Origin of the sequence: Cellulosimicrobium sp. SH8 (genome assembly GCF_025818875.1) — a bacterium.
In the GTDB taxonomy this organism is placed as follows: domain Bacteria; phylum Actinomycetota; class Actinomycetes; order Actinomycetales; family Cellulomonadaceae; genus Cellulosimicrobium; species Cellulosimicrobium cellulans_D.
The window spans coordinates 1-1091 of record NZ_JAMXMH010000024.1; the positions used below are offsets into that span (position 1 = coordinate 1).

Annotated in this window: 1 protein-coding gene; it reads left to right on the top strand. The window is 71.1% G+C overall.

Going from position 1 to position 1091, the window contains the following annotated elements; all coding sequences use genetic code 11:
• On the top strand, positions 1-1091 hold a 1091-nt coding region (locus tag NF338_RS20945; RefSeq protein WP_264032515.1), incomplete at both ends, for an Ig-like domain-containing protein.

Sequence of the window (1091 nt, forward strand, 5' to 3'; positions counted from 1 at the left end):
GAGTACCGGGTGAACCGGCACGTGATCGTGCTGAACGACCTGTCGGCGGGGACGTTGTGGATGGCGGCGGACGAGTACCAGAAGGTCGACGACTGGGACGTGCAGATGCCGGAGGAGGCCGAGGGCGAGGAGTCCGACGCCGAGCTGACGAACCCGGAGCAGGTGGACCAGTTCATCGCGGACCGTTCGCAGCCGAACAAGCCGCCGCAGCCGCAGGACGACACCTTCGGGGTGCGTCCGGGTCGCACGACGATCTTGCCGGTGCTGGGTAACGACGTCGACCCCGACGGGGACGTGATGACCGCGTCGCTCGCGGGGGACTCCCCGGCCAACGCGACGGTGCAGGCGATCATGGGCGGTGCCGCGTTGCAGGCCGTGGTGCCCGAGGACGCCGAGGGGACCGGTACGTTCCGGTACTCGGTGGCCGACGGGCGCGGGGGCGTGGCCGAGGCCGGGGTCACGCTGAAGGTGTCGCCGTGGGGGGAGAACGCGCCGCCGGAGCAGACGGGTGACCCGGTGCTGCGGGTCGGGCAGGGCGGTCGGGCCACGATCAAGGTGCTGCCGTACTTCAAGGACCCGGACGGCGACGACCTCTACCTCGCGTCCGCGGCGGCGACCGTGGCGGGAGACGACGTGCGCTCGCGCCCGGACGGAACCGTGGAGTTCCGCGACGGCGGCGGCTCCACCGGCCGCAAGATCGTGACTCTGCTGGTCTCCGACGGCGAGATGTCCTTCGAGGGCAAGCTCCTGGTCGACGTGGTGCCGGGTCCGCAGCCGCCGGTGGCGGTGAACGACCACGTGGTGGTGCCGGCGGGTCAGCCGGTGACGGTGGAGCCGTTGCGCAACGACACCGACCCGAACGACGACGAGCTGCGTCTGGCGTCGGTCTCGGAGTCCGCTCCCGCGGAGATCACGCCGAACTATGACGCGGGCACGTTCACGTTCGTGTCGATGGAACCGCGCTCGTACGACCTGACCTACCAGGTGACCGACGGTCCGAACGCGACGACGGGCCTGGTGCGCGTGGACGTGCTACCCCCGTCCGAGGCCGCGGGCGCCCCGATCGTGGTCACCGACACCGCACTGCTCCC